This is a genomic window from Ruegeria sp. CDSA079, from assembly GCF_059612245.1.
Map to the genome: position 1 here is coordinate 120,944 of NZ_JBXWQF010000011.1, position 26,165 is coordinate 147,108.

The window sequence follows — 26,165 nt, forward strand, 5'->3', positions numbered from 1 at the left end:
CCACAATGGCCCCGCGCCTGACGGGCTGCAACCCGGTTCAGGCGCTGATCTGTTTGATGGCGGCGCTTTTTGTGGGCGTTTCAGAAACTGCAAATCGGACAATTGTTGCGCCGTTGTGAACTGGCGTGATGGTGCAATCGATCGCGATGCCGGATCTCAACTGAATTTCAGCCGTCCATTCGGTCCGGTTGTCGCGCATTTCAACAAAGTCTCGGATTTCGCCAAGCGCAGGGGTCGCAATGCACAGATCTTGCCAGCACCGTGTGACGTCTGTGACCGTTTCAGTCTGGAACCCAACGTCTTGCGTGTCCCCCCAAAGCTCTTGATAGGCGTAGTTCGTGAAGGCCAGAGAACCATCATCGGTGAAAACGGCAATCGCATCTGCGAGCTTGTCAAATATGGATTGCATCAGGTCCATTTCAGATCGAAAACGGCGCGTCAGAGTGATCTCGGCGGTAATATCTTCGAACAAGAACGCCACGGCACCATCCGGGTGTGGTCGACCGCTGACGGAATAGACCGAGCCTGACGGGAGAGACCAAGTTTCATGGTAGTTACCGTCTTCTGCCGCCTCGAGAAGGTCATTCATCTGACGTCGCCAACTGCGATAGTTCTTGGGTTCCGGCATCATGTGTTGATCCCGAAGACGGTCAAAAAAGCCGCTCAGGCTTGGGCGACAACTAAGGAAATCGGGGGGCAAGGTGGTCAGGTCGATCAAAGCGGGGTTGAAAAGTGCAAGTTGTCGATTGCGGTCAAAGATGGCCAGACCGATCGAAAGCTGCGCAAACGTCTTGGTCATGGTCTGAACGAATTTGCGCTGGGCTGTTTCTGCTTCGACAATGGCGTTGATGTCGACAGCGTAACACAAGTGACCAGCCTCGTTCTCTACCTGAGTCAGATCGAACCACAGCTTGGTGCTACTGTCAGCGAGATCGATCGATACTCTGGTTTTCCCAATGGATCGTTCCTCAACGAGGGCCGGGAACAAAGGATCGGTCAGGTCAGTGTCCTGATCGCGCGCCCTGCGGGCAAGTGTGACATAGGCAGCATTACACCATTGCACCCGTTTGTTTCGGTCCAGCAACCACACCGGATACGGGGCTTGATCCATCGCCAGCCGGGTGGGATCTATCGACGCTTCTGATCCCACGGGTTTGGTCTTGGCCGCTTCACGCAGACGCACACGGACAATTCCATCAATCCACTCGCAAATCACATCACGCTCAACGGTGCAATCTATCGGTGAGACCACGATAAAGCCTTCATCGCGCACTTTGTCTGGAATTTCAGGAAAGGATGGGAAATCCCTTTGCAGCAATCGGCGCAGATCTGTCCAGTTTCCTACATGTTCGAAACCGGCCAGAGCAATGTCGGAATGACTGATCAATCGCTCTCCGTCGAACAGGAACACCGCGTCGAACAAAGAGGTGTTAGAAAAAAGGCCAAAGGTCTGGTCCCGCAGCGTACGGCGCGGCAAGAGCCATTGAACCGCAAAGCAACCTGATACAACGCTGATCGCGGCCAGAATGATCCAATCGGCCATCAAATTCCCCAAAGCAGACCCAAGCCCGATTGGACTATGGGTAAGATTGGTTAATGGTCTCTTAACTCACACCTGAATGCGCTTGTTTGAACCCGATGGAACTGGGGTATCGCCCTTTTGTGCATCAATCAGGTTGCGCGGCCACGACACTTTGACGATGGCGCCTTTGCGGTCCGGGTCGTCGGTCAGGTGTTGATAGGGGTCCGAGCCATTGGCGAATTCCAATTCGGCTCCGCTGCGCTCCAGCAAGGTTTTGGCGATGAACAGGCCAAGGCCCATACCTTCGTATTCAGGGCGGGTTTTCTGATCCGTTTCCGCCCGCCTGCGCCGCATAAAGGGATCACCGATGCGTCCGATCATATGCGACGGATATCCACGCCCGTCGTCCATGATGCTGACGGTGATCCTGCTGTCGGTCCATTCGGCCTCGACCCAGACATTGGCCCGCGCAAAATCCACAGCGTTCTGGATCAGATTGCGCAACCCGTGAATGATTTCGGGTTTTCGCAGGATCGAAGGCTGCTGCACATCCCCGTCCTGCACCGGACCTTCCGAGAAATGAACCTCTTTGCCACGTCCCACATGCGGTTCGGCGGCTTCGTTCACCACGGTCGACAGTGGCGCCTGCCGCAAGTGCAGGTCATCTTTACCGGCCCGTCCCATATCACGCAGAATATCGCGGCAGCGGTCGGCCTGCTCTCGGATCAGCGCGGCATCTTCTATCAGATCCGGGCGATCATCCAGTTCTTCGATCAATTCCGCGCTGGTCAGTTTTATGGTTGCCAACGGAGTGCCCAACTCATGCGCGGCGGCGGCAACAACGCCGCCCAGGTCGGTCAGCTTCTGTTCGCGCGCCAACGCCATATGCGTTGCAGCCAATGCTTCGGACATGGACTGAACCTCAGAGCTGACGCGGTGGGAGTAGGCTCCGATAAAAACGATAGCGATGACGATTGCGGCCCAATTGCCGAACAGCAGAATATCCGGAATATCCAGAACCAGCCCCAGATTGGTGCGCAGTGGCAGGTGAAACTCGGCCAGCAGCGTGGTCAGAACAATCGCCACAGCCCCAACGATCAGGGTCGACCGGGTGCTCATGACATTGGCAGAAATTGTAACTGGCCCCAACAGAAGCAGCGCAAACGGATTGTTCAAGCCCCCCGTCAGATACAGCAGTATCGACAGCTGCAGCAGATCAAACAGGACCATCAGGAAATTTTCAAACTCGGTCAGGCGCTTGTTCTGCGGGAACAACAAAATGGCCGTAAAATTGCTCATGACCGAAATGCCGATGGCCAGATAGCACAGGCCCAGATGCAGCTGCACGTCATAATATTGCTGGGCAACGGTGATGGCAGTGAACTGGCCGATGATGGCCACCCATCGCAACAGGATCAGGGTGCGCAGGCGAATCCAGCTGCTCCGTTCCTGGCCGCGCCAAAAAGTCTGATTGGATTCTGCCATTGGTTCTTTATGTCCTGTTGCAAAGGCTGATCATCTTGATAGGTGTCCCGGCCGAAGCGATCAACAACCCCCTTGCGACCGGAAAACTGAAATGACCCGTCTATACGCAATTCTTGCAGCTGTTGTACTGGTAATTGGCCTTGGGGCCATGTGGCTTCTGACGCGTGGTGGCGGCTCTGGCGATCAGTTCGCGCAGTGCCGGTCCAGCCAGATCGCCGGAGGAACCGCAACAATCGGCGGACCCTTTGAGCTGGTCAATGGCAAGGGTGAGACGGTCACTGACGCAGACGTGATCACTGAACCGACGCTGGTTTATTTCGGTTATACGTTCTGCCCCGATGTCTGCCCTTTCGACATGTCGCGCAACGCCGAGGCCGTCGATATTCTGGCTGAACGCGGGCAATCGGTGACGCCGCTGTTCATCTCAATTGATCCGGATCGCGACACGCCCGAAGTGATGGCCGACTATGCATTCAACCTCGGCGGCAAAACCATCGCGCTGACCGGCTCACCCGAGCAGGTGAAAGCAGCCAGCAAAGCCTACAAGACCTATTACAAGGCCCATGACAAAAGCGACGAGTTTTATTTGGTCGATCATTCCACCTTCACCTATCTGGTTACGCCCGAGCACGGTTTTCTTGAGTTTTTCAAGCGCGATGACACGGCCGAGCAGATGGCGGACAAGGTTGGGTGCTTTCTTGATCAGGCCGCATCGTGACAAGGTTGTTTGACCTTTGTTCCTGCGCTGCTATTACTCATACCCAAGCCAAAGGCATGAAATAACGGAAAGACCTAACATATGGCAGACAGTTCTCAGCTTGATATCGGCCCTGACAAGTCCCTGCTTTTGGTAGATGATGACGAGCCGTTTCTGAGACGTCTGGCCAAGGCGATGGAAAAGCGCGGATTCGAAGTTGAAACCGCCGGTTCCGTTGCCGCAGGCCGCGCCATTTCTACCGCCCGCCCGCCCGCTTACGCGGTTGTGGATTTGCGGCTGGAAGACGGCAACGGGTTGGATGTTGTCGAAGTGCTGCGGGAAAAGCGCCCCGACAGCCGGGTTGTTGTTCTGACCGGATATGGCGCGATTGCCACTGCCGTAGCGGCCGTCAAGATCGGTGCAACCGATTATCTGTCCAAACCCGCCGATGCCACCGACATCACCAATGCGCTGCTGGCCAAGGGCGACGAACTGCCGCCACCGCCGGAAAACCCCATGAGTGCGGATCGCGTGCGCTGGGAGCATATTCAGCGGGTCTACGAACTGTGTGACCGGAACGTGTCGGAGACCGCACGCCGGCTGAACATGCATCGCCGGACTTTGCAGCGTATTTTGGCGAAGCGAAGCCCGCGGTGACGAGTGGCGAATTGGTTTCAATCTGAACCAAGATTCTGCTCTGAGGTCACGGATTAAGTCTGCTTTGCGGGGCAAAGCGGATTTTCATATTCACCAACCTAATTTCCGCTTCATCTGCCGCTGGCAAATGCCTAAGCGCCGCAATCAAGCCTTGCTCCGAACCTTAGCTTGTGTAGTGTAGCGACGATGGTGACCTTCGAGAGGAGGTCTTAATTGGGAACCGGGTAAAAGCCCGGACTGCCCCCGCAACTGTAAGTAGTCATAGTTTTCAAGGCTACGAGTCAGGATACCAACCATCTTTACGCAACCGCCGGAATTCTCTGGCCCTTTTTCTGCGTCGGGTGGACGCGAAAGGAACTCTACTATGCATATCGAACCTGGCGTCGTTGACGGCGCGAAAATGGCCCTCGCCTATGGGACGGCTGCTGCCGCTGCGGGCTATTCCTTGAAAGTGATCAATGATGATCTCCAAACCCACTCCGCCGTCTCATTTGGCGTTCGGTCTGTCATTGCCGCTTTTGGGGTGTTCATCTTCTTTGAAATCTTGCCACACTTCGCTGTTGGAATCTCCGAAGTGCACATAATCCTTGGTACGACACTGTTTTTGCTGCTTGGTTCCGGGCCTGCGGCCCTCGGTCTTGCAGGCGGTTTGGCGATCCAGGGTTTTCTTTTCGCCCCAACTGATTTGCCAATGTATTTTGTGAACATCTCCACTCTGCTGTTCCCGCTCTTTGCAGTGGACGCGCTGGCAAAGAAAGTTATTCCATCGACGACTGCATATGTCGATCTGCGGTACTTGGACGTACTAAAGATGTCAGCGGTCTATCAGGGTGGTGTTGTGGCTTGGGTGGCTTTCTGGGCGATTTACGGTCAAGGCTTCGGCAGCGAGAACCTTACGGCTGTAACCAGCTTTGGCGTGGCGTATCTGCTAGTCATTCTGATCGAACCGTTGGCCGATCTGGCAGCTCTGGCGGGTGCGAAAAGCTTGCGTGATCTGACCGACAAAGGCGTGTTCACCAACCGTTTGCATAACGCAGCCACTTAGGCGTGAAATTGACGATCTGTGGTGCTCTTCGTGCCACAGATCACCCTAGACGGTATTGATGAAATCACCTCGCAACATCGTCAACACAGTCAATCGTTACCCCGCATCATCTCGGTAGCTTGGGTGCAATCCGGACATTGGTTGAAATTGGTTTTCTATAGAAAAGCTATCAACGCCGCATGTCGTTCCATATACGCCTCTCGCACCTTGACCGGCGTACGCAGCGTAATCCTCAACCCCTCCATCACCGCCTTATCCGGGCGACCGAAGAACTTGGTCGCCTCTGGCTCAGAGAATCCCGCGATTTGGGTGGCCTCCATCCAGGCGCTGATCTTGTCGGCTTTCTTGATCTGTCGTTTGATCGTCTTCGGCACTTCAGCAGGCAACCCGAAGCGGATATGGATCGCCGCCGCCAACCGGTCATCCAGAGCGCCATAGTCCGGGCCTACAGCGGATTTGACGGGTGAGATCATATCGCCGATCACATATTCCGGTGCGTCATGTAACAGGGCTGCCAATCGCCATTTAGCGGGGGCTTTGGGGGCGATGCGGCCAAAAATCTCTTCAACCAGCAGAGAATGTTCGGCTACGGAATAGGCGAATTCACCGTTTGTCTGCCCGTTCCAGCGGGCCACAAAGGCCAGCCCATGCGCGATATCTTCGATCTCGATATCGACCGGGGTTGGGTCCAACAGGTCCAGCCTGCGGCCTGACAGCATCCTCTGCCATGCTCGGGGTTGTGTTGCCATTTTGCCATGCCTTGTGAAGTCGAACACATTAAAATCGTAATTTTATGGTATGATCTACCTGTCAGGATCACTTGCTGCCAACGTTTTCTTGAGCATTCGTGCTTTGAAACAACATCATCCGATCCCGACATAAAAACCGAGGGGGGCACATGCTTCTCCCGGTGTGCTCCTCTCACAAGCGAAACGCGAAATGAAAGGAGTTTGTCATGTTCAAACGTTTGTTCGCCCTTGCATTGACCTTTGGTATGGCTGCTACAGCCCCGCCCGCCTTTGCCAAGAATTGCGCAGAGCGCGACGATATTATCGCCAAATTGCAGGAAAACTACGCCGAGGAATTGGCCTTTGGCGGTCTGCAAAAAACGCGCGGCGCGCATTCGGTGATGGAGGTCTGGACCTCAAAAGAAACCGGAAGTTATACCGTACTGGTCACCAATGCGAACGGCATTAGTTGTATTGTTGCCGTCGGCACAGATTTTTTCGAAGCGATACCAAAAGTAAAAATTGAAGGCACCCCAAGCTGACAGCGGCCTATACCCTTCGATCTGAAGTCATCGACATTGCCACCTGCCCCAAGGAATGCTAGTGGCAGCCGGGACTGAGTTTAACCGGAAAAATGGAGCGCCTGATGGCCGGGGACTATATCGTTAAGGACATTTCACTGGCCGGGTTCGGTCGCAAGGAATTGGATATTGCTGAAACCGAAATGCCGGGCCTGATGTCCCTGCGTGCGGAATACGGCGAAAGCAAGCCTTTGTCTGGTGCACGCATCGTTGGATCGCTGCACATGACAATCCAGACAGCTGTTCTGATCGAAACGCTGGTTGCGCTGGGCGCGGATGTGCGCTGGGCATCGTGCAACATCTTCTCGACCCAGGACCACGCGGCGGCAGCAATTGCCGAGGCTGGCATTCCTGTCTTCGCCATCAAAGGCCAGACGCTGGAAGAGCATTGGGATTATCTGGACAAATCCTTCCTGTTCGCAGACGGGCCAAACATGATCCTGGATGATGGCGGCGACGCGACGCTGTACATCCTGCTGGGTGCCCGCGCGGAAGCGGGCGAAGACATTATCCCTGTACCCGGGTCGGAAGAAGAAGAGGTGATCAAAAAGCAGATCGCCAAGCGTATGGCCGCGTCTCCGGGCTGGTTCACCAAGATGCGTGACCAGATTCAGGGCGTGTCCGAGGAAACAACTACTGGCGTGAACCGCCTGTATCAGCTGGTTAAGGACGGTCAACTGCCCTTCCCGGCGATCAACGTGAACGACAGCGTCACCAAGTCGAAATTCGACAACAAATACGGCTGTAAGGAATCGCTGGTCGATGGTATCCGCCGCGCCACCGACACCATGATGGCCGGTAAGGTTGCCGTGGTTTGCGGTTACGGCGATGTGGGCAAAGGTTCGGCCGCTTCGCTGCGCGGCGCGGGTGCCCGTGTGAAAGTCACCGAAGTTGATCCGATCTGCGCGCTGCAAGCCGCGATGGACGGTTTTGAAGTGACCCTGCTGGAAGACGAAGTCGCCAACGCGGATATCTTCATCACTACGACCGGCAACAAGGACGTGATCCGCATCGAGCACATGCGTGCGATGAAGGACATGGCCATCGTCGGCAACATTGGTCACTTTGACAATGAAATCCAGGTCGCCAGCCTGAAAAACCACAAATGGACCAACATCAAGGAACAGGTGGACATGATCGAACTGCCCTCGGGCAACCGCATCATCCTGCTGTCCGAAGGCCGTCTGCTGAACCTCGGCAACGCCACCGGGCACCCCTCGTTCGTGATGTCGGCTTCGTTCACCAACCAGGTTCTGGCGCAAATCGAGCTGTTCACCAAGGGTGATCAGTACGAAAACGACGTCTATATCCTGCCCAAGCATCTGGATGAAAAAGTGGCCCGACTGCATCTGGATCGCATCGGTGTAAAGCTGACCCAGATGGATGCGGATCAGGCCGCTTATATCGGTGTGAAGCCGGAAGGTCCGTACAAGCCGGAACATTACCGCTACTAAGCGCTGTAATACGATGACGCAGACCTCTGGACGCCGCCGATTTCTGTATTCGGCGGCGTCTTTCATTTTCAGGCTGGCGGTCGTGGCGATCCTGCTGGGCGGAGGAGGATGGTGGCTGTTGGCACATCCCAAGACGCCAGTGCCTATTCATTGGAATCCGTTGCGCGATCTGGAAATCAGCGCACCGGTGACGCCGGTCACAAAGTGGCAGTTGAAGCGCGCACTGGCGGATGAGGGGCAGTGCCGGGCTGCCTTGGCAGAGGCCGGTGTTCTTTTCTCGGCGATGGAGGATCTGATCGTCGATCAGAACTGCGGCGTCAGCGGGCGGGGTTTGCTGTCGCAGCTGGTCACGGCGCGGTTGCAGCCTGTTGAAACAAGCTGCGCCACCACCTTGCGTCTGGCCATGTGGGAAAACCACGTGGTGCAACCCGCCGCGCGGGATCATCTTGGGGCTGAAATTGCCCGAATACGCCACATTGGCAGTTACAATTGCCGTCGCATGCGCACTGCGCAAGGCGAAAACAGTGGGTGGAGCAGCCACGCCCGCGCAGACTCGATTGATATCGTTGGGCTGGATACCACTGACGGTCGGACGCTTACCTTGCTGGTTGACTGGCAGGGCAACGACCCAGAGGCCGCGTTTCTGCGACAGATCTGGTATGGTGCCTGCGATTGGTTTCGTGTGGTTCTTGGCCCTGATTTCAACCGTTTGCACGCCGATCACTTCCACCTGCAAGGCCCCGGTTGGGGGTATTGCCGATAGACACATCCGCCCGTTTCTGCCTGGTTCTGACTAGGGGGGAGGAATTGCAGTTTTTTTTCCTTTTGGAAAACACTCGGGCGCGGCTAGTCTTCCGGCCATCGGTGAAAAGGACCGGATTAACGCATTAAGGAGATTGGGACATGGGCAAGCGCGACGAGTTGATCGCCAAATACGCAGAAGACCTGAAGGACAAGTGTGGGATGGACCCCGATGTGGACCTGTTGACCAAGGTCACGATCGGTTGCGGTCCGGCGATCTATGACGCAGATGCGGCAACTGTTGCAGCCAGCCAGGAGTCCGAACTGGAAACCGTCAAGAACAACTTCCTGATCAAGAAGCTGGGCCTTGTCGATGGTCCGGAACTGATGGAGGGGATCAACAAAGCCATGGAAACCTATGGCATGTCCGAACGTAACAAATACCGGGCTGTGGTCTATTACATGCTGACCAAGCACTTCGGTAAAGAAGCCGTCTACGGTTAATTGTTTGGTGAATTGATGCAGCGCCCGTCGATCCAACGGCGGGCGCTTCGTATTTGAATTGCAATTTAAGCACTTGATGTTTGAATCACCGACTGCGGTCAGGCTAAGTTCAAACTGTGACCAGGACGGTCAGAACCAGACATTTCCATACGCGTGTGGTGAGTAGGGAGCACGCGGGGGTAGGGAAGGTTCTGCATCGTCAGAGCCTTCCCTCATTCGTTATCTAAACTCGTTCAGCAGGCGTTCTATGAAGGTTTCAATGCCGGTTGGCTGTTGCTGCGCAGTACGGTTTGCACCTCCGCCTGAACCAGCAAGGTACACCTCGATCCGACCCGGGCGGGTTTTGCTGCCCGATGCTGTGAAATCCCGCGCAACACCACCAAGCGCTTGGGCCGCAAGGCTGGCATTCTCAGCGTCATCGGGGTGATAAAAGCGGACCTGAGTTTCTCTGACCCGATACCCTACACGTGCCGTCGCAACCACGTTCGCCTGGCTCCGGGTCAATAGTTCAAGCACCCGATTGCTAACGTCCTCCGAGACCCTGCCTGGCACGAACAGGGACACGTCCAGGTCTATAAAAGACTTCTGCGATATCAGTGGCTTAACCTCAGTATAAGGTGGGGTTGCCGACACTGTGATTTCATGAGGCAGGGGGTCGAACACCACATGGGTCTTGTTTGAAAAATCTTTTTCTTTCAAGTGATTGGGATTGAGAATCTGTGGCGCAACAGAGGTTGAAAGTGACACCTGCGTAATTTGCGGGGTAAAATCCTCTGAAACCGGAGCAAGAGACACCGGCAAGAATACCACGGGCGGGGTGAAGGATACTGCAATCTCTTTATCTGGCGGATCTTCGGTATCGTCGGCAAGAGCCTTGGTCTTTGTCTCGAGCAGCGTCTTTGGGGCCGGGTCTTTCGGCTCAGATTCAGTAGGGCCTTTTGGCAGTAAGGCAGCGGACGCAATTTCAGGCAAAACGACATCATTCGTTTCGGTTGGACCGACGGAGCCTTTCGTTTGTGCCACGGAAGGTTCGGATGTGGCCTGCCAGGTAGCGAACACCTGTGTTGCAACCCAATGCAAGAAAGCCCCACAAAACAAAGCTGCCACGACAGCCACGACCCGGGAACGTGAGGTTCGTTTGCTGCGTGGCTCATCCAAGTTAAGCGAACGCACGCGTTCAGACACGATCTCATCGATCTCTGCCTCGTCTGCCGGAGGAAGCAGATCGGTCTCAGCCGGTTTCAAGCGCGGTGGTTCACGCGCATCGGGCTTTGCTTCAGCAAGCACACCGGCACGCTTTTCGCGCGCCTCTTTCAGGCGCGTTTCCCAGGTTTTCGAGTGCGTCGCAGCAATGGCGTCTTCTATTATCCCATTGCCGCCTTCATCGTCAGACATGGGGTCACACTTTCAAAGAAACCGAATCTAAATCGAACACCACCAAGCGTCTGCGTTTGAATTATCCGCAGATGACACGCCCCCACCCGGCGAAGCCCAAGGAAATATAACATTTTGCCAGACGTTTGAGAAGTTTTACGCCTGACACAGCTGCGCAGGTCAATCAGGCTGCGTGTCGCCCAGGGCGCAAATCACCTTCCATTCGTCTTCAGTCACGGGCTGCACCGACAAGCGCGAGTTCTTGACCAACACCATCTCGGCCAGACGCTCGTCCGCTTTGATCTGGTCCAACGTCACCGGTTTGGCAAAGGGCCGCACCGCCTTGATATCCACGCATTCCCATCGCTCATCATCGGTGGTGCTGTCAGGATGGGCTTCGGCGCAAACCTCGACGATGCCCACCACCGATTTGTCTTTTTGCGAATGGTAGAAGAAACCCCAATCACCCACTGCCATCTGACGCATGAAGTTGCGCGCCTGATAGTTTCGCACGCCGTCCCATTCTTCGCCTGCGTCCCCTTTGGCGGTTTGCTGACCCCAGCTCCAGGTTGAAGGTTCTGATTTGAACAGCCAATACGCCATCAGCCGATCACCTTTTTCCATGGAATCAACTCAACCGACTGGAACAACCCTGCCTTGGCATAAGGGTCGTTGTCGGCCCATTTTTGTGCAGTGGCCGAATCTTCGACGTCCAGTATGATCAACGAACCGATCATGGCATCGCCATCCAGCAAGGGACCTGCCTGCGCCACGATACCGGTTTCTTCGATATAGCCCAGATGGGCAGTACGGTTGTCCAGCCGGGTTTGCAGGGCGCCGGGTTTGTCTTTGGCAATGAGAGCGATCAGCATGTTATTCCTCCTTTAGGGGGCGATTGAGCAGGGTTTGAATGGCCTCGGACACACTGTATGCACCGCGGCTCAGATCCGCCACTGTCGTACTTATGGGCATGTCCAACCCTTCTTTGGTGGCGATGTCCGACATGGCGCGGGCAGTTGCGACACCTTCAACCGTCGTTCGGCTGTCAAAACTCTGGTTTAGACCCAAACTCAGGCCAAAACGGTAATTTCGGGACAGGTCGGATGAGCAGGTCAGCACCAGATCGCCCAGCCCAGAAAGACCCATCAGAGTATCCGGGCGGGCACCACGTGCTACGGCGAAACGCTGCATCTCGACGAATCCGCGCGTCAGCAAAGCCGCCCGTGCACTGTCACCCAAACCGGCGCCCATCGTAGCGCCACATGCGATGGCCATGACGTTCTTCAACGCCCCGCCCAACTCGGCCCCAACCGTGTCGGTCGTGCGATAGAGGCGGAGATTTGTCGTTGTCAGCTCGGCTTGCAGCACCTTGCCGATCTGGGCATCTGCGCAGGCCAGAGTCAGTGCAGTTGGCAGGCCGCGTGCGATGTCGTCTGCAAAGCTGGGCCCTGTCAGCAGCGCGACATTGGCAGTCGGCACAACGCTTGCAATCACCGCAATCGGACCGAGGCCCGAGGTCAATTCGATCCCCTTGCAGCAGGCAACCAGTGTTTTGCCCTCCAGCAAGGGCGCATGATCTGTCAAAGCCTGCCGTAGTTTCTGCATGGGCACAGCCAGAAGAAGCGTATCTGCGGTGCACGCTTCTTGGATGTCCGCTGTGGCGGTAATGTTTGGCGGCAAGGTTACACCGGTCAGGCGAGCCTCGTTTCTTCGCGTCTTTTGCATTTGTCGCGCCTGATCCGCGTCCCGCGCCCACAGTGTTACCGGCCCGTTGCCAGCCAATGAGATCGCCAGTGCGGTTCCGAATGCGCCAGAACCCAGGACAGAAATGCTCATGCCTTGGCTCCTTTCTTGCCGCTGCCCAGCATTGCCGGGCTGCGCTGATCCAGTGGCCAACGGGGACGTGCCGTCAGGTCCAGCCCGTCGCGAGCGCCGTTGCGAAATCGCTCGAGCCCCGCATAGGCGATCATGGCAGCGTTGTCCGTGCACAGTGGTAGCGGGGGAGCAGTAAACTGCGTATCTTTTTCAGCACAAACAGTCTCTAATGCGGAACGAATAGCCGAATTTGCAGCGACTCCTCCGGCAACAGCGATGACGGGAACAGAGGGGTTGAGGTCCAGATACAGGTCAATTGCGCGTCGGGTTTTCTCGGCCAAAGTGTCCACAATCGCCTGTTGGAACCCGGCACACAGATCCGCGCGGTCCTGACGGGTCAGGCCGCCCTTTTCGGCAACGATCTGATCGCGCATTCGCATCAAGGCTGTTTTCAGTCCCGAGAAGGACAGATCGCAGCCGGGCCTGTCCAGCAGCGGCCGTGGAAAGCGAAAGCGTTTGGGATCACCTGCACGAGCCTCGGCTTCAACCGACGGGCCGCCGGGTTGCCGCAGGCCCAGCAGGCGCGCGGTTTTGTCGAAGGCTTCTCCGGGCGCATCGTCGATGGTGCCACCAAGGCGGGTGAATCGTTCTGGCCCGTGGGCGATCAGGTACTGACAGTGCCCGCCCGACACCAGAAGCATCAGGTAGGGAAAGCTGATCCCGTCGGTCAGGCGCGGTGTCAGCGCGTGACCTGCAAGGTGATTGACGCCAATCAGTGGCAGGCCGGTAGCGGCGCTCAGCCCCTTGGCGCACATGACACCGGACAGCACACCGCCGATCAGTCCCGGACCTGCGGTGACGGCAATGGCGTCGATATCGCGCAGTTCAAGGTGGGCGGCCTCCAGCGCTTGGATAACGCAGGTGTCCAGTTTTTCCGCATGTGCCCGCGCGGCGATTTCGGGCACAACACCACCATAGGCGCTGTGCAGATCGGTTTGACCATGCACCACCGACGACAGGATTTCAGCACCCGCACCTTCGGTTTGGCGCACAACGGCAGCAGCCGTGTCATCACAACTGCTTTCCAATCCCAGCACGGTAAGTGTTTGCACCATCACCCTGATCCGTTGCATCATGTTAATAACGGCGGGGTATCACCCTGCGCGGATGCAAACAATCCTCAAGGGCCAAGGCGCCAAACGTTGTATTTGTTGATGACCCGCCCGCGTGCAGCCTCAAAACGGTTTGTCACGCAGTTGCCAACCCGCCTCAGATCTCGGGTTCAGGTCATCTATTCCCCGATTCTCGAAATCCGGCCACTGCCTGCTGTGGTTGATACAGACAGGGTGCAGGGTTTGATTTTCACCTCGGCCAATGCGGTGAATGCGGCGGCTTCAAAGGGTATCGACCGCACTTTGCCTGCTTATTGTGTCGGCCCCGCGACGACCGGGACGGCCAAAGGATATGGCTGGCAGGCTGAGATGGCAGGGACCACAGCTGAAGAACTTGTAGCGCATCTGCTTAAGCATCGGCCCCAAAGCCCATTGTTGCATTTGCGGGGTGAGCATACGCGGGGCAACATCGCTGGTCGCCTGACCGAATCCGGCCTGACGGTACGGGAACAGCCGGTTTATCAACAGCTTCTGTTGCCGCTAACATCCGAGGCAACCCAAGCCGCAAACGGAGATTTGCCGGTAATCGCCCCGCTTTTTTCACCGCGAACGGCGCGACATTTTGCCGATATCTGGTCGGGCTCAGCACCGCTTTGGTTGGCTGCTATCAGTCAGGCGACGGCTGAACCCCTTTATTCCTTGGACTATGCGCGCCTGAAGATCGCAAAAGAGCCGACACCCAAGAAAATGCGTAAGGCTGTTAAAAAGCTTGTGAAACATGTGTTGCGGGTTGAGGGCGGCGAGGTCCCCGATTAACTTAACCTGGGCTGTTATTCATCTGAATTTGGATTCGATAAGGGGAATATTGCGGTGGCTGGTAAGAAGAAATCCGATGAAAAGCCGGTGGAAGACCCCAAGGCGGACGTTGTTGAATCCGAATTGCAGCAGGACGATACACCTGTTGACCAAAGTGAACCTGTAGCAGAGGACCTTTCCGAAGCCGAAGCCGAAGCCGAAGCCGAAGCCGAAGCCGAAGCCGAAGCCGAAGCCGAAGCCGAAGCCGAAGCCGAAGCGCCAACGGAAGAGACCGTTCCGGTCGAAGACAAGACTGTTGAGCGTGTGGTGGAAAAACGCGGTGGCTTTGTGCACGCTTTGCTGGGTGGTGCCATTGCGGCCGCTGTTGGGTTTGCGCTGGGCAATGGCGGGCTGTTGCCGGGTGGAACGGACAACTCGGAAGCCCTGGCCGCGCTGGAATCGAAACTGGCGGATCAGTCGGATCAAATCGCCAAGCTCTCACAAGCGCTGACTAACAGCCCGGATACCTCTGGCTTGACGGATCAGATCAAAGCGCTGTCGGACAAACTGACCCCGGTCGAAGGTGACCTGAACGCGGTCAAGTCCTCGATTGAGACGCTGTCTGGTCAAGTCTCGCCATTGTCGGATCGGATCGCAGCACTTGAGAAAGCCCCAATTGAATCCAATACGTCACCTGAAGCCACCGCCGCATTTGAGGCTGAACTAAAAAAGCTTCAAGACTCGCTAGCCGCGCAACGGGCTGAGGTTGAAAAGATGGTGTCGGATGCGCAGGCTCTTGAGGCGAAAGCATCCGCCGACGCGCAAGCTGCGACAAACGCCGCGGTTTTGTCTCGTCTGCGTGGGCAGTTGGACGCGGGCCAACCCTTTTCCGAACTGGTTGCTGAACTGAAAGCGGGCGGCGTAGATGTGCCGGATGCTTTGACTGGGCCGGCGGAAAAAGGCGTGGAAACCTTGTCTTCTTTGCGGGCGTCTTTTGACCCTGCAGCCCGGACTGCGCTGGCGAACGCGCGCGATGCGGATAAGGGCACGGGCCTGATCGCGTTCCTGCAAAGGCAAACGGGTGCACGTTCGGTCACGCCTCAAGATGGGGATGGGCCTGACGCTGTCCTGTCACGCGCGCAGTCTGCGCTGGCGGATGGAGATCTATCCAAGGCGCTGAACGAACTGAAATCACTTCCCGAAGCGGCGCAGACCGCGATGGCCGATTGGGAGCAGGCGGCCCAGACACGGGTCTCTGCCGTCGATGCGGCGAACTCATTGGCTTCCAGCCTGAACTCGAACTGAAGGACCTGCCATGCTGTGGTCACTGTTTAAGATCCTTGTTTTTGTTGCGATTATCGGCCTGCTGGCGCTGGGCGGTCACTTCCTGATGCAGACCAGCGGCGGGGTGCAGATCACCGTCGCAGGCACGGAATTTACGCTTGGGCCATTGCAGTCCGTGATTACGCTGGGTGTACTGGTGTTTGCGGTCTGGCTGTTCTTCAAGTTGCTCAGCCTGCTGGTCGCCACGTTGAAATTCCTCAATGGCGATGAAACGGCCCTGTCGCGGTATTTCGACCGCAGTCGCGAACAGCGCGGGTATCAGGCGCTGGCAGATGGTCTGATGGCATTGGCTTCGGGTGAAGGGCGCGCAGCGATGACCAAAGCCAACAAGGCCGAGAAGTTGCTGAACAAGCCGGATCTGACCAATCTGCTGGTGGCGCAAGCCGCTGAGATGACAGGGGACACCAAGAAAGCAGCTGACACTTACAAGAAACTCGTGACCAACAACGCGACTCGTTTTGTCGGCGTGCGCGGGATCATGAAGCAGAAACTGGCTGAAGGTGATGACGAAACCGCCCGCAAGCTGGCCGAAAAAGCGCTGGCGATCAAACCGCGCCATGAAGAAACGCAAGACGTTCTTTTGAACCTTCAGACCAAGGCGCAGGATTGGGCCGGGGCACGATCGACACTGACCTCTAAGTTGAAAGCGGGGTATCTGCCGCGCGACGTGTTCAAGCGTCGTGATGCGGTTCTGGCACTGTCCGAAGCAAAGGTCATTCTGGATGAAGACGCGAGCCTGGAACAACAAGAACACGCGATCGAAGCCAATCGTCTGTCGCCTGATCTGGTACCTGCCGCGGCCATGGCGGCCCGTGCGTATATTGCCAAAGGCAAACCCCGGCTGGCGACAAAGATCCTGAAAAAGGCATGGGAGGCGCAACCGCATCCTGACCTTGCCCACGCTTTCGCTGAGATTGCGCCGGATGAGACCCCGGACCAGCGGATCAAACGGTTCACCGCGCTGACCCGTATTCACCCTGAGAATATGGAAACCCGTTTGATTCTGGCCGAATTGAACATTGTGGCTGAAGACTTCCCCGAAGCCCGCCGCGCGCTGGGGGATGTGGTCGAAAAACAGGGTGATGCGCGGGCTTATACGTTGATGGCTGCGATTGAACGGGGTGAGGGTGCCTCGGACGCTGTTGTGCAGGGCTGGCTGGCCAAAGCGTTGAATGCGCCGCGCGGTCCGCAATGGGTATGCACCAATTGCCATGATATCCAACCTGAATGGGGGCCGGTCTGTCTGAATTGCGGCAGTTTCGATACGCTCATCTGGCAGACGCCTCAAACGCCCGAGATCGCAAGCGCAACTGGCGTACACATGCTGCCTTTGATCGTAGGTGCGCTTGAGGATCAATCAGAAGTGCCCGAGGTTGTGGAGCCTGCGGAAGAAGAAGACGTGGTCGAAGTGACAGCGGATGCTGTTGAGGTTGCGGAAGAGGCCGAGGCTCAAAAGCAGGCCTGAGGCCTGCAAAATCCAACTGTGAATTGTCCCAGCCGAATCCGTTTGCTAACGTCGCCTTCACGTCGGGGAGGGCGCTCAAACCGAAATGCTGGACTACTCGCATAACGCCTGGTTGGTGGCGGCATCGCTTGCCGTGGCCCTGATGGCCGGGTTCACCGGTCTGTACCTGACGCATGGCGCATCAAAGCTGGACAGTCAGCGGCGCAAGCTAGTGGTGGCCTTGGCCGCTGTCGTTCTCGGCGGTGGCATCTGGTCGATGCATTTTGTGGCGATGCTGGGTCTGCAACTGCCAATCCTGTTTTATTACGATGCCTTGATCACACTCATGTCGGCGCTGGTTGCGATCCTAATGGTTGGGTTGGCGCTTTTGCTGCTGCATTTCAGACCCCGATCGGTGCAAACGATGATTGGGTCCGGGGTGATTGTGGGGCTGGGTATCGTCGTGATGCATTATGTCGGCATGGCGGGAATGCAGCTGTGTCGTCCTGTGTACAATGTGTTCGACGTTGTTCTGTCCACTTTGGCATCGGTGATATTGTCCGTGGCCGCTATTTGGGTCGCTTATGGCAACCGAACCCAACGCAACATACTTCTGGGCACGGTTTGTTTCGGGCTGGCAGTGTTTACCATGCATTTTGTTGCCACGGGCTTGACCGATTTTGTTGCAAGTGAAAGCCCAGGTGGTGCGGGCCCTGCGCTGGACAATCAAGTGTTGGCGATGGGGGTGACCGTATCCGTCTTCCTGATCTGTGGCGCCTTCTTGCTGACCGGTATCACGTTCATTGAACCAACTCCCGAGGCCGAGCCCGCTGCCGCTGCCCCAGAACCCATGCCCGAACCAACGCAGATGCGCGCCGGTGTCCCGTTTGAGCGTGAAGGCCAAACGTTCTTTGCTGAACCTTCCCGGATTGCCGCCATTCGGGCCGAGGGGCATTACACCGTCCTTTATATGGGTGCAGAGAAACTGTTCTGCCCATGGTCGATCACCGATGCGGAAACGCGACTGCATCCCGAAGGGTTCTTGCGGGCGCATCGCAGCTATCTGGTGAATCCCAAACATGTCTCGAGTTTCGAGCGACACAAGGACAACGGCACCTGTTACTTCGATGGTGTGGATGCGCTGACCAAAGTGCCGGTCAGCCGATCCCGTCTAACGGACATTCGAGAGGCGCTGGGCCTTTGATCGCAACTCGTGCCGCCCATTCGCATTTCGTGAAACAAGCTGCGCGCCCCGTTTTCCTTAACTGGATCGGGTAGATCCACCGCTCTTTCCTTCCCCCAGGTCCCCCAAGGCATACCGCTCGGACCCAGGGAGGAAAAACATGATACCAGCCGGTTTTGAGTATCACCGGCCAGGCGATATCGCCTCGGCCATTGGCATTCTACAGGAACACGGAGACGAGGCCCGCGTGATTGCGGGCGGTCACAGCCTGATCCCCATGATGAAACTGCGCATGACTGACATGAGTCATCTGGTTGATCTTCAGGCTATCGAGGAACTCAAGGGGATCGAGATCGATTCAGACACCGTGACTTTGGGCGCGATGGTGACGCAGCACGAGTTGATCACGCATGACGGGCTGGCCTCGGCAATTCCTCTGATCCGCGAAGCCGCGCTGCAAATCGCTGATCCTCAGGTGCGCTACGTGGGTACTGTTGGCGGCAATGTGGCAAATGGTGATCCGGGCAATGACATGCCGGGGCTGATGCAATGCCTGAATGCCACCTTCGAACTGTCGGGGCCGGACGGCAATCGCAGCGTAGCAGCGCGGGAATTCTACGAGGCGGCATATTTCACAGCCCGCGAGGAGGAGGAAATCCTGACACGGATTTCTATTCCAAAGCCGGGCGCGGGAATTGGCCAGGCTTATGAAAAGCAAAAGCGCAAGATTGGCGACTACGCCACTGCAGCCGCCGCGGTGATGGTCGGCAACGGCACTGCTTCGGTCGCAATGACCAATCTGGCCGACACGCCCATTTGGTCCGAAGACGCGAGCTATGCACTGGCTGGTGGGGACGTTGCAGGTTGCGTGGCCGCAATGCTCGATGCGATCGATCCGGTTGCTGACAATCGCGGACCCGTCGAATTCAAGAAACACGTGGCCGCCGTAATGTTGCGCCGCGCCATCGACCGCGCACAGAACCGCGCGGGTTGAGGGGAGGACATCATGTCGAAAATGCACGTCAAACTCACCGTGAACGGCAAACAGGTCGAAGGTCTGGCCGAGCCGCGCACTTTGCTGATCCACTTCCTGCGGGAAGATCTGAAAATCACGGGTCCTCATATCGGATGCGAAACCAGCCATTGTGGCGCTTGCACCGTGGATATCGATGGCAAGTCCGTCAAATCCTGCACGACCTTCGTGGCGCAGGTGAATGGGGCCGATATCACAACCGTCGAAGGGTTGACCAATGACGATGGCAGCCTTGGTGTGCTGCAAGAGATGTTCCGCGAACATCACGGGCTGCAATGCGGTTTCTGCACGCCGGGTATGATCACCCGCGCGCATCGCCTGTTGCAGGAAAACCCGAACCCGACCGAAGAAGAAATCCGTTTCGGGATGGCCGGGAACTTGTGCCGCTGCACCGGATACCAGAACATCGTCAAAGCCATCTCGGCCTCGGCTGACATGATGAACGCTCAGAAGGAGGCTGCGGAATGAACGATCAGACTCTGACCCCCGAAGAACGCGCCGCCAATCTCAAAGGTATGGGCTGCGCCCGTAAACGCGTCGAAGACGTGCGCTTTACCCAGGGCAAGGGCAACTACGTTGATGACATCAAGCTGGATGGGATGCTGTTTGGCGACTTTGTGCGCTCCCCCTACGCACATGCCCGCGTTGTCAGTGTAAACAAAGAGGCGGCCTTGGCCGTACCCGGAGTAGTCGCCGTTCTGACCGCTGAGGATCTGGCCCCGCTGGGATTGCACTGGATGCCGACTTTGGCCGGTGACAAGCAGATGGTGCTGGCGGATGGCAAGGTGCTGTTCCAAGGCCAGGAGGTAGCTTATGTCGTGGCCGAAGACCGTTATATCGCAGCGGATGCTGTGGAACTAGTCGAGGTTGAATACGAAGAGCTGCCCGTCATCACTGACCCGTTCGAGGCGCTGAAATCCGACGTGGTGCTGCGCGAAGATCTCGAAGGTCAGACCGAAGGCGCGCATGGTCCCCGCAAGCATCACAATCATATTTTCACCTGGGAACAGGGCGACAAGGAAGCGACTGAGGCCATTCTGGCCGAAGCCGACGTGGTCGCTGAAGAGATGGTGTATTACCATCGCACCCACCCGTGCCCGCTGGAGACCTGCGGCTGCGTGGCTTCGATGGACAAGGTGACAGGCAAGCTGACGCTTTACGGCACGTTTCAGGCCCCTCATGCGATCCGAACTGTTGTGTCGCTGATCTCGGGTCTGGCCGAGCACAATATCCGCGTGATTAGCCCTGATATTGGCGGTGGATTCGGCAACAAGGTTGGGGCTTATGCAGGCTATGTCTGCTCGGTCGTGGCCTCGATTGTGACCGGCAAGCCGGTAAAATGGGTTGAGGATCGGATGGAGAACCTGATGTCCACCGCCTTTGCCCGCGATTACTGGATGCAGGGCAAGATCGCAGCCACCAAAGACGGCAAGATCACCGGACTGTGGTGTCACACAACTGCCGATCATGGTGGGTTCGACGCCTGTGCCGACCCGACCAAGTTTCCAGCTGGGTTCATGAACATCTGCACCGGGTCCTATGACATCCCCACCGCTTATCTGGCTGTTGATGGTGTCTACACAAACAAGGCTCCGGGTGGGGTGGCCTACCGTTGTTCCTTCCGCGTGACAGAGGCCGCCTATTTCATCGAACGGATGATCGAGGTTTTGGCCATCAAACTGAACATGGACGCGGCCGAGCTGCGCCGGATCAATTTCATCAAGGCCGATCAGTTCCCGTACCAGTCCGCGCTGGGCTGGGAATACGATTCAGGCGATTATCACACCGCTTGGGACAAGGCACTGAAGGCCGTGAACTATGAAGAGCTGCGGGCCGAACAGGCGCAGCGGCTCGAGGACTTCAAGGCTGGCAAAACCCGCAAGCTGCTGGGGATTGGTCTGACGCATTTCACCGAGATCGTCGGGGCAGGGCCAGTCAAGAATTGCGATATCCTCGGGCTTGGCATGTTTGACAGTTGCGAAATCCGCATTCACCCGACGGGATCTGCCATCGCGCGACTGGGGACGATCAGTCAGGGTCAGGGCCATGCCACGACCTTTGCCCAGATCATCGCCACCGAGATTGGCCTGCCTGCTGATGACATCACGCTGGAGGAAGGCGACACCGACACCGCGCCCTACGGTTTGGGCACCTATGGGTCCCGGTCAACGCCTGTGGCTGGTGCGGCGACCGCTATGGCCGCACGCAAAATCCGCGCCAAGGCGCAGATGATCGCGGCCTATTTGCTGGAGGTCCATGATAACGACGTTGAATGGGACGTGGACAGGTTCGCTGTAAAAGGCGCACCCGAGCGGTTCAAGACGATGAAGGAGATCGCCTTTGCAGCCTATAATCAGGCCATTCCCGGGTTGGAACCGGGTCTGGAGGCCGTCAGCTATTATGATCCGCCGAACATGACCTATCCGTTTGGGGCCTATATCTGCGTCATGGAAATCGACGTGGATACCGGCGAATGGGAGGTTCGGAAGTTCTACGCACTGGACGATTGCGGCACCCGGATCAACCCGATGATCATCGACGGGCAGGTCCATGGTGGTGTAACCGAAGCGCTTGCCATCGCGATGGGTCAGGAAATTGCCTATGATGAGATGGGTAATGTGAAGACAGGCACGCTGATGGACTTCTTCCTGCCGACCGCGTGGGAGACGCCGAACTATATCACCGACTTTACGGTGACGCCGTCTCCGCACCATCCGATTGGTGCAAAGGGGGTTGGGGAAAGTCCGAATGTTGGCGGCGTACCTGCGTTCTCGAACGCGGTGCATGATGCGTTCCGGCCCTTTGGCTTGGTGCAAAGCCACATGCCGCATGATCATTGGCGGATTTGGAAGATCGCCAATGGGTTGGGGATGCACGGGTAACCTGTTTCGAACCGGCTTTGCCGGTCCGACCAAACGGAGGGGGCTCTGCTCCCTCCGAACCTCCCCCGAGATATTTTTGGCCAGATGAAGATTGGATCCTGGTTTTGACTCTGAAGGACGTACAGAACGAATTGGCCGCGCAGGGCTATGTCGCCGATGATCGTTTGTCTATGGCGCTGCATCTGGCACAGACCTTGGGGCGGCCCTTGTTGCTGGAAGGTCCGGCCGGTGTTGGCAAGACCGAGGTCGCCAAAGCCATGGCGGGGTGGATGGACACGCGTTTGATCCGGCTGCAGTGTTACGAAGGGTTGGACGCCAGCCACGCGATCTATGAGTGGAATTACCAGCGGCAGTTGCTGGCGATCCGTGCGAGTGAGGCGCGGGGAGGAACCGATGAAACTCAGCTTTTTTCAGATGAATATTTGCTCAAAAGACCTTTGTTAGAAGCTATATCTGAAGAAAATCCACCGGTTTTATTGATTGATGAGATTGATCGTGCGGATGAGGAGTTCGAGGCGTATTTGCTGGAAATCCTCTCTGACTTTCAGATCACCATCCCGGAACTGGGAACCGTAAAAGCGCAGGTGAGGCCCATCGTAATCCTGACTGCCAACGGGACGCGGGATTTGTCGGATGCGCTGCGCAGGCGGTGCCTTTACAGTTTCCTTGATTATCCATCGAAGGAAACAGAGATGGCGATCTTGAGGGCGCGGATACCTGAGGTTGAGGGTGTTTTGGCCCGTCAGATTATCGGCGTCGTCCAGGCGCTGCGGAGCGAAGACCTTGAGAAAACACCGGGCATTGCAGAAATGCTCGACTGGGCGGCTGCACTGTCTGGCTTGGGGGTCAATGACCTCGCCAAATCCCGCGATGAGGTTCAGTCCACTCTGGTTTGCTTGCTGAAGACTGCTGCCGATTATGACGCGGCCCCGCCCGAGGTCATGGACCGGCTAATCGGAAAGGTCGCGTGATGAGAGTAACGCACTTTCCCTCTCGGGCTGCGGGGCTGGCAGATCGCATGTCGGGGTTCGTCGAGCATTTGCGCATGAACGGGCTGCGGGTCGGGCCAAAGGAAACTGGGGATGCGTTGGTGGCCTTGTCAGCAGTGAAGGCGACGGATGCCGAGCGGGCGCGTCAGGCGTTGTGCGCGGTTTTGACCGGGGATGCCGAGGAATGGCGGCGATTTGATGAGTTGTTCGACGCGTACTGGTTCAACGCAGGAAAACAGCGTGCGGGCGTTGCGCAAAATGCCCATGTTCAGGTGCAATCTGCGAAGCCCATGATCTGGCAGAACCAAGATCAGGGAACAGGCACCTCGCAGAGTGATACCGGGAACGCCACCACTCCGGATCCGGGTGATGGGGCGGCCGAGGGGATGGATGGGAAGCTGATCGCGACCCGAACGGCCAACCTGTCGCGCCGGGATTTGCGTGAATTGATGGACGAAGAGGCTTTAAAACAAGCCGAAACGGCTGCATTGGCTTTGGCACGCGCCATGCGAGATCGTCGGTCACGTCGCCGTAAAAAAGCGTTGCGAGGTCCCGCATTGGACATGCGCCGAATACAACGGGCCAGCCTGGCACGCGGTGGCGAGCCGTTGGATTTGTATCGCCGCGCGCGCCCCCCGCGTCCAATGAGAATTGTTGCGTTGTGCGATGTGAGCGGTTCGATGACCGTGTATTCCCGTGTGTTCCTGGCCTTTTTGAAAGGGCTGATCGGCAGCGGGACCGAAGCCGATGCCTATCTGTTTCATACGCGACTGATGCGCGTAACCGATGCCCTGCGGGATCATGATACACTGCGTGCGGCGGGACGCTTGTCATTGATGGCCGAAGGATTTGGTGGCGGCACCGATATTTCTGGCAGTCTTGATCGATTTCTTTCGGGTTATGGTGCGCGGGCGCTCAATGGGCGGACGGTGGTTCTGATCCTCTCGGATGGGTATTGCAGTTCCAACCCACAGGCGCTTGGTGATGTGCTGGCACGGATCAAGCGCAAGGCGCGGCGGATCGTGTGGCTGAACCCACTGAAAGGCTGGAAGGATTATCAGCCCATCGCGGCGGCGATGCGGGCGGCGGAACCTTATCTGGACGCCCATTTGCCCGCGAATACTCTCGACGCTTTGGCGGCATTGGAGCCGCAGTTCCGAAAGTTATGAAAGGAGTCTAACAATGGCGAATTTCGATATTTTTGACACAATAGAGCAGCTTCGCGGAACCGGCGAAGCCTTCTGTGTGGCGACGGTGTTGCGCACGGCGGATGCAACTTCGGCCAAGGCTGGCGGCAAAGCGGTCATCACGCGGGACGGTCAGATCCTGGGTCATCTTGGGGGGGCTTGTGTGCAACGCGCGGTGCGAATGTCGGCACAGCAGGCGTTGGTTAGCGGGGCGCCGCAGATGATCCGTGTCAAACCTTCGGAAAAGGTGGTGAACATGACGGACCCGGACGGTGTGCAAACCTTCAAAAGCGGTTGCCCCTCCGGTGGCACTGTCGATCTTTTGGTAGAACCCTATAGACACGCGCCACGGCTGGTCATTTTTGGTGACGGGCTGATTGCCACGGCCTTGGCAGCACATGGGGCGCTGGCGGGGTACCGTACCGCTATCGAAAGCGGAGCTGAGGTCGCCGGTGATCACATACGATTCAATCCGGATCAGGTTGAGGCGCTGGGTGTCGAACCGCAGGATTTTGTGGTAGTGGCGGCACAGGGGCGCAAGGATGCGGCGGCACTGAACGCGGCGCTGGAAACCTCGGCAGCGCGCGTGTCGATGGTGGCCAGCCGCCGCAAAGCCGAAACGCTTACAGCAAAACTGATTACGCAAGGCATGGATCCCTCAAAAGTCGCGCGTCTGAAATCGCCGGCGGGGTTGGATATTCATGCCATTGACCCGCATGAAATCGCGTTGTCGATCCTGGCCGAGATCGTGATGTGGCGGAACAGCGACAAATCGACGGAGGTTTCTCATGATGAAAAGCTGGCTTGAACGCTTGCGCCGCAGAAAACCTGCGCGCCCGGAACTCACTGCGCAGGAGGCGGCAGAGGTCGCACTTCGCGTATTCCCAAGATGTTGTTGATCAAAGGATAAACTGAATGGAACTGACCGACGAAATCCGCATCTCTGCGCCCCGTGACGTGGTCTATCGTGCTCTTAATGATCCCGATATTTTGAAAGATTGTATCCCTGGCTGTGAAGAGCTGACCCAGAAATCGCCAACCGAGCTTGAGGCAAAGGTGGTTCTTAAAATCGGCCCCGTCAAAGCGCGTTTTGCCGGAGAAGTTACGCTGGATACGGCGAATGCTCCGGAAGGGTTCTCACTGGCCGGTGAAGGCAAGGGTGGGGCGGCTGGATTTGCCAAGGGCGGTGCAGAAGTGACCTTGACCGAAGAGGGGACCGAGACGGTTTTGTCCTACACCGCCAAGGTCGATGTTGGCGGCAAGATCGCTCAGCTGGGCAGTCGACTGATCGCTGGCACGGCCAAGAAACTATCCGGCAAGTTTTTCACGCGCTTCGGAGAAATCGTTTCGGAACAACCTGTTGCCTGATTGACGAGGTTCGATAGAAGCGCTCATTGATGGCGCTTCGCTTCTTTAAGCACGCGATCAGATGCAACCGCTTACGAGGCCGGCGGGGTGTCTGGCTGTTGGTGTCAGGAAAAAGTCATATCCGTCAAACCATTTTGGCCTATGGGATATGGTGCCCAGGAGAAGCTGTGTCTCCGGTTCCGCTCCCGTTACAGGCACCCTCGTCAGGTCTCCCGTCAGCAAAAC

General features: G+C 57.0%; 26 protein-coding genes and 1 riboswitch. Of the genes, 18 read left to right on the top strand and 8 right to left on the bottom strand.

Annotation, left to right across the window (positions count from 1 at the left end; all coding sequences use genetic code 11):
* Positions 1 to 37: 37 nt before the first annotated feature.
* Together AC2FJZ_RS13515 and regB are read right to left on the bottom strand one after the other, a co-directional pair.
* Positions 38 to 1,543: a PAS-domain containing protein gene (locus tag AC2FJZ_RS13515; RefSeq protein WP_496778160.1), complete on the bottom strand. Its 1,506-nt coding sequence runs from the start codon at positions 1,541 to 1,543 to the stop codon at positions 38 to 40.
* A gap of 66 nt (positions 1,544 to 1,609) precedes the next feature.
* Positions 1,610 to 3,007, bottom strand: coding sequence for a sensor histidine kinase RegB (gene regB / locus AC2FJZ_RS13520; protein ID WP_496778162.1), 1,398 nt, complete (start codon positions 3,005 to 3,007; stop codon positions 1,610 to 1,612).
* A gap of 91 nt (positions 3,008 to 3,098) precedes the next feature.
* Here regB and AC2FJZ_RS13525 point away from each other — a divergent pair, with 91 nt between their 5' ends.
* The 3 genes from AC2FJZ_RS13525 to AC2FJZ_RS13535 all read left to right on the top strand — a co-directional run bounded on the left by AC2FJZ_RS13525 (position 3,099) and on the right by AC2FJZ_RS13535 (position 5,406).
* The gene (locus AC2FJZ_RS13525) at positions 3,099 to 3,725 is read left to right on the top strand and encodes an SCO family protein (RefSeq protein ID WP_050604675.1); all 627 of its coding nucleotides are present in this window, start codon (positions 3,099 to 3,101) and stop codon (positions 3,723 to 3,725) included.
* A gap of 81 nt (positions 3,726 to 3,806) precedes the next feature.
* The gene (locus AC2FJZ_RS13530; protein ID WP_050604676.1) at positions 3,807 to 4,361 is read left to right on the top strand and encodes an ActR/PrrA/RegA family redox response regulator transcription factor; all 555 of its coding nucleotides are present in this window, start codon (positions 3,807 to 3,809) and stop codon (positions 4,359 to 4,361) included.
* A gap of 170 nt (positions 4,362 to 4,531) precedes the next feature.
* Positions 4,532 to 4,673, top strand: a riboswitch (cobalamin riboswitch).
* A gap of 52 nt (positions 4,674 to 4,725) precedes the next feature.
* On the top strand, positions 4,726 to 5,406 hold the full coding sequence (locus AC2FJZ_RS13535) for an energy-coupling factor ABC transporter permease (RefSeq protein ID WP_496778165.1): 681 nt from the start codon (positions 4,726 to 4,728) through the stop codon (positions 5,404 to 5,406).
* 155 nt (positions 5,407 to 5,561) lie between these two features.
* Here the strand turns inward: AC2FJZ_RS13535 and AC2FJZ_RS13540 are convergent, their stop codons facing one another.
* Positions 5,562 to 6,155 carry an HD domain-containing protein gene (locus AC2FJZ_RS13540; RefSeq protein ID WP_496778167.1) on the bottom strand — a complete coding sequence of 198 codons (594 nt, stop codon included), beginning with the start codon at positions 6,153 to 6,155 and terminating at the stop codon, positions 5,562 to 5,564.
* Between the two features lie 206 nt (positions 6,156 to 6,361).
* Between AC2FJZ_RS13540 and AC2FJZ_RS13545 the strand changes: the two genes are divergently transcribed.
* From AC2FJZ_RS13545 to AC2FJZ_RS13560, 4 genes are all read left to right on the top strand, one after another.
* Entirely contained in the window at positions 6,362 to 6,676 is a 315-nt protein-coding gene (locus tag AC2FJZ_RS13545) for a hypothetical protein (RefSeq protein WP_496670250.1), read from the top strand.
* 104 nt (positions 6,677 to 6,780) lie between these two features.
* Entirely contained in the window at positions 6,781 to 8,169 is a 1,389-nt protein-coding gene (gene ahcY, locus AC2FJZ_RS13550) for an adenosylhomocysteinase (RefSeq protein ID WP_496778169.1), read from the top strand.
* Between the two features lie 13 nt (positions 8,170 to 8,182).
* Positions 8,183 to 8,932 carry an extensin-like domain-containing protein gene (locus tag AC2FJZ_RS13555; protein ID WP_496778171.1) on the top strand — a complete coding sequence of 250 codons (750 nt, stop codon included), beginning with the start codon at positions 8,183 to 8,185 and terminating at the stop codon, positions 8,930 to 8,932.
* 140 nt (positions 8,933 to 9,072) lie between these two features.
* The gene (locus AC2FJZ_RS13560; RefSeq protein WP_496670256.1) at positions 9,073 to 9,414 is read left to right on the top strand and encodes a DUF2853 family protein; all 342 of its coding nucleotides are present in this window, start codon (positions 9,073 to 9,075) and stop codon (positions 9,412 to 9,414) included.
* Positions 9,415 to 9,633: 219 nt separating this feature from the next.
* Here the strand turns inward: AC2FJZ_RS13560 and AC2FJZ_RS13565 are convergent, their stop codons facing one another.
* From AC2FJZ_RS13565 to tsaD, 5 genes are all read right to left on the bottom strand, one after another.
* Entirely contained in the window at positions 9,634 to 10,809 is a 1,176-nt protein-coding gene (locus AC2FJZ_RS13565; protein ID WP_496778172.1) for a hypothetical protein, read from the bottom strand.
* A gap of 159 nt (positions 10,810 to 10,968) precedes the next feature.
* Positions 10,969 to 11,391 carry an EVE domain-containing protein gene (locus AC2FJZ_RS13570; protein WP_496778200.1) on the bottom strand — a complete coding sequence of 141 codons (423 nt, stop codon included), beginning with the start codon at positions 11,389 to 11,391 and terminating at the stop codon, positions 10,969 to 10,971.
* The gene (locus AC2FJZ_RS13575) at positions 11,391 to 11,660 is read right to left on the bottom strand and encodes a YciI family protein (RefSeq protein ID WP_496670260.1); all 270 of its coding nucleotides are present in this window, start codon (positions 11,658 to 11,660) and stop codon (positions 11,391 to 11,393) included. Before AC2FJZ_RS13575 ends, AC2FJZ_RS13570 begins: the two co-directional genes overlap by 1 nt.
* A 1-nt stretch (position 11,661) precedes the next feature.
* Positions 11,662 to 12,624, bottom strand: coding sequence for an NAD(P)H-dependent glycerol-3-phosphate dehydrogenase (locus AC2FJZ_RS13580; protein ID WP_496778173.1), 963 nt, complete (start codon positions 12,622 to 12,624; stop codon positions 11,662 to 11,664).
* On the bottom strand, positions 12,621 to 13,718 hold the full coding sequence (tsaD, locus tag AC2FJZ_RS13585) for a tRNA (adenosine(37)-N6)-threonylcarbamoyltransferase complex transferase subunit TsaD (RefSeq protein ID WP_496778175.1): 1,098 nt from the start codon (positions 13,716 to 13,718) through the stop codon (positions 12,621 to 12,623). Before tsaD ends, AC2FJZ_RS13580 begins: the two co-directional genes overlap by 4 nt.
* Before the next feature lie 99 nt (positions 13,719 to 13,817).
* Here tsaD and AC2FJZ_RS13590 point away from each other — a divergent pair, with 99 nt between their 5' ends.
* From AC2FJZ_RS13590 to AC2FJZ_RS13640, 11 genes are all read left to right on the top strand, one after another.
* Entirely contained in the window at positions 13,818 to 14,531 is a 714-nt protein-coding gene (locus tag AC2FJZ_RS13590) for a uroporphyrinogen-III synthase (RefSeq protein WP_496778177.1), read from the top strand.
* 54 nt (positions 14,532 to 14,585) lie between these two features.
* Positions 14,586 to 15,815, top strand: a complete 1,230-nt coding sequence (locus AC2FJZ_RS13595) for a COG4223 family protein (protein ID WP_496778179.1) — start codon at positions 14,586 to 14,588, stop codon at positions 15,813 to 15,815.
* Positions 15,816 to 15,825: 10 nt separating this feature from the next.
* Positions 15,826 to 17,319 (top strand): heme biosynthesis protein HemY, encoded by a 1,494-nt coding sequence (locus AC2FJZ_RS13600; protein WP_496673899.1) that lies wholly within the window; start codon positions 15,826 to 15,828, stop codon positions 17,317 to 17,319.
* A gap of 85 nt (positions 17,320 to 17,404) precedes the next feature.
* A complete protein-coding gene (locus AC2FJZ_RS13605; protein WP_496778182.1) occupies positions 17,405 to 18,502 on the top strand; it encodes an MHYT domain-containing protein in 1,098 nt (365 codons plus the stop codon).
* Positions 18,503 to 18,641: 139 nt separating this feature from the next.
* The gene (locus AC2FJZ_RS13610) at positions 18,642 to 19,475 is read left to right on the top strand and encodes an FAD binding domain-containing protein (protein WP_496778184.1); all 834 of its coding nucleotides are present in this window, start codon (positions 18,642 to 18,644) and stop codon (positions 19,473 to 19,475) included.
* Between the two features lie 12 nt (positions 19,476 to 19,487).
* Positions 19,488 to 19,982: a (2Fe-2S)-binding protein gene (locus AC2FJZ_RS13615; protein WP_050605914.1), complete on the top strand. Its 495-nt coding sequence runs from the start codon at positions 19,488 to 19,490 to the stop codon at positions 19,980 to 19,982.
* Positions 19,979 to 22,396: an aerobic carbon-monoxide dehydrogenase large subunit gene (locus tag AC2FJZ_RS13620; protein ID WP_496673908.1), complete on the top strand. Its 2,418-nt coding sequence runs from the start codon at positions 19,979 to 19,981 to the stop codon at positions 22,394 to 22,396. The genes AC2FJZ_RS13615 and AC2FJZ_RS13620 overlap by 4 nt, the downstream gene beginning before the upstream one ends.
* Positions 22,397 to 22,500: 104 nt before the next feature.
* Entirely contained in the window at positions 22,501 to 23,367 is an 867-nt protein-coding gene (locus tag AC2FJZ_RS13625; RefSeq protein ID WP_496778186.1) for an AAA family ATPase, read from the top strand.
* A complete protein-coding gene (locus AC2FJZ_RS13630) occupies positions 23,367 to 24,554 on the top strand; it encodes a vWA domain-containing protein (RefSeq protein ID WP_496778204.1) in 1,188 nt (395 codons plus the stop codon). The genes AC2FJZ_RS13625 and AC2FJZ_RS13630 overlap by 1 nt, the downstream gene beginning before the upstream one ends.
* A gap of 13 nt (positions 24,555 to 24,567) precedes the next feature.
* The gene (locus AC2FJZ_RS13635) at positions 24,568 to 25,380 is read left to right on the top strand and encodes an XdhC family protein (protein ID WP_496778188.1); all 813 of its coding nucleotides are present in this window, start codon (positions 24,568 to 24,570) and stop codon (positions 25,378 to 25,380) included.
* 107 nt (positions 25,381 to 25,487) lie between these two features.
* On the top strand, positions 25,488 to 25,940 hold the full coding sequence (locus tag AC2FJZ_RS13640; protein ID WP_496673917.1) for an SRPBCC family protein: 453 nt from the start codon (positions 25,488 to 25,490) through the stop codon (positions 25,938 to 25,940).
* The last annotated feature ends 225 nt before the right edge of the window (positions 25,941 to 26,165 follow it).

Coding starts and splice junctions, on each gene's coding strand:
- AC2FJZ_RS13600 (WP_496673899.1), top strand. CDS start 15,826: ATGCTGTGGTCACTGTTTAAGATCCTTGTTTTTGTTGCGATTATCGGC.
- AC2FJZ_RS13545 (WP_496670250.1), top strand. CDS start 6,362: ATGTTCAAACGTTTGTTCGCCCTTGCATTGACCTTTGGTATGGCTGCT.
- AC2FJZ_RS13535 (WP_496778165.1), top strand. CDS start 4,726: ATGCATATCGAACCTGGCGTCGTTGACGGCGCGAAAATGGCCCTCGCC.
- ahcY (WP_496778169.1), top strand. CDS start 6,781: ATGGCCGGGGACTATATCGTTAAGGACATTTCACTGGCCGGGTTCGGT.
- AC2FJZ_RS13515 (WP_496778160.1), bottom strand. CDS start 1,543: ATGGCCGATTGGATCATTCTGGCCGCGATCAGCGTTGTATCAGGTTGC.
- AC2FJZ_RS13565 (WP_496778172.1), bottom strand. CDS start 10,809: ATGTCTGACGATGAAGGCGGCAATGGGATAATAGAAGACGCCATTGCT.
- AC2FJZ_RS13590 (WP_496778177.1), top strand. CDS start 13,818: ATGACCCGCCCGCGTGCAGCCTCAAAACGGTTTGTCACGCAGTTGCCA.
- AC2FJZ_RS13555 (WP_496778171.1), top strand. CDS start 8,183: ATGACGCAGACCTCTGGACGCCGCCGATTTCTGTATTCGGCGGCGTCT.
- AC2FJZ_RS13605 (WP_496778182.1), top strand. CDS start 17,405: ATGCTGGACTACTCGCATAACGCCTGGTTGGTGGCGGCATCGCTTGCC.
- AC2FJZ_RS13635 (WP_496778188.1), top strand. CDS start 24,568: ATGGCGAATTTCGATATTTTTGACACAATAGAGCAGCTTCGCGGAACC.
- AC2FJZ_RS13640 (WP_496673917.1), top strand. CDS start 25,488: ATGGAACTGACCGACGAAATCCGCATCTCTGCGCCCCGTGACGTGGTC.
- AC2FJZ_RS13540 (WP_496778167.1), bottom strand. CDS start 6,155: ATGGCAACACAACCCCGAGCATGGCAGAGGATGCTGTCAGGCCGCAGG.
- AC2FJZ_RS13575 (WP_496670260.1), bottom strand. CDS start 11,660: ATGCTGATCGCTCTCATTGCCAAAGACAAACCCGGCGCCCTGCAAACC.
- AC2FJZ_RS13620 (WP_496673908.1), top strand. CDS start 19,979: ATGAACGATCAGACTCTGACCCCCGAAGAACGCGCCGCCAATCTCAAA.
- AC2FJZ_RS13570 (WP_496778200.1), bottom strand. CDS start 11,391: ATGGCGTATTGGCTGTTCAAATCAGAACCTTCAACCTGGAGCTGGGGT.
- AC2FJZ_RS13630 (WP_496778204.1), top strand. CDS start 23,367: ATGAGAGTAACGCACTTTCCCTCTCGGGCTGCGGGGCTGGCAGATCGC.
- AC2FJZ_RS13560 (WP_496670256.1), top strand. CDS start 9,073: ATGGGCAAGCGCGACGAGTTGATCGCCAAATACGCAGAAGACCTGAAG.
- AC2FJZ_RS13610 (WP_496778184.1), top strand. CDS start 18,642: ATGATACCAGCCGGTTTTGAGTATCACCGGCCAGGCGATATCGCCTCG.
- tsaD (WP_496778175.1), bottom strand. CDS start 13,718: ATGGTGCAAACACTTACCGTGCTGGGATTGGAAAGCAGTTGTGATGAC.
- regB (WP_496778162.1), bottom strand. CDS start 3,007: ATGGCAGAATCCAATCAGACTTTTTGGCGCGGCCAGGAACGGAGCAGC.
- AC2FJZ_RS13530 (WP_050604676.1), top strand. CDS start 3,807: ATGGCAGACAGTTCTCAGCTTGATATCGGCCCTGACAAGTCCCTGCTT.
- AC2FJZ_RS13580 (WP_496778173.1), bottom strand. CDS start 12,624: ATGAGCATTTCTGTCCTGGGTTCTGGCGCATTCGGAACCGCACTGGCG.
- AC2FJZ_RS13525 (WP_050604675.1), top strand. CDS start 3,099: ATGACCCGTCTATACGCAATTCTTGCAGCTGTTGTACTGGTAATTGGC.
- AC2FJZ_RS13615 (WP_050605914.1), top strand. CDS start 19,488: ATGTCGAAAATGCACGTCAAACTCACCGTGAACGGCAAACAGGTCGAA.